At 43.7% G+C, this 728-nt stretch carries 1 protein-coding gene; it reads left to right on the top strand.

The features are described 5' to 3' along the window. Window positions 1-728: phosphoketolase family protein (locus ACFPQ3_RS01820; RefSeq protein WP_465269561.1), on the top strand; the 728-nt coding region annotated here is incomplete at both ends.

Raw genomic sequence — 728 nt, 5'->3', positions numbered from 1 at the left:
ACCAAGTACCAATTCCAGTCGAAGCAGGTCATATGGAACACATTGATCATTTAATAAACTGGTTGAAGTCTTACCGCCCAGAAGAATTATTTGATGAAAAAGGCTATGTGACAGAAGAGATTCGTGCCATTTCCCCAAAAGGTGATCGTCGGATGTCCATGAACCCAATCACCAATGCAGGTGTTGTGAAAAAACTTGACTTAGCAGACTGGCGTAAACACGCTATTGATACCTCAACTCCAGGTGCCCTTATGAAACAAGACATGATTGAATTTGGGAATTATGTGGCTGACCTGGTAGAGGCTAACCCAGATAACTTCCGTGTCTTTGGTCCGGATGAAACCAAGTCAAATCGTCTCAATAATGTTTTTAAAGTGACGAATCGTCAATGGCTTGGTCGTCGCGATGAATCTTACGATGAGTGGATTTCTCCAGTAGGACGCGTTATTGATTCACAACTCTCTGAGCACCAAGCAGAAGGCTTCTTAGAAGGTTATGTCTTGACAGGTCGCCATGGCTTCTTTGCGTCGTATGAATCCTTCCTCCGTGTCGTTGACTCAATGATTACGCAACATTTCAAATGGCTACGTAAGTCTAAGACACATACGGACTGGCGTAAAAACTACCCATCCCTTAACTTGATTGCGACTTCAACGGTTTTCCAACAAGACCACAATGGTTACACTCACCAAGATCCAGGTCTTTTGACGCATTTGGCAGAGAAGACA

Origin of the sequence: Streptococcus caledonicus (assembly GCF_042656225.1) — a bacterium.
Lineage (GTDB): Bacteria > Bacillota > Bacilli > Lactobacillales > Streptococcaceae > Streptococcus > Streptococcus caledonicus.
Note: the sequence above shows the minus strand (reverse complement) of the source record. Positions and strands in the feature narration are given on the sequence as shown.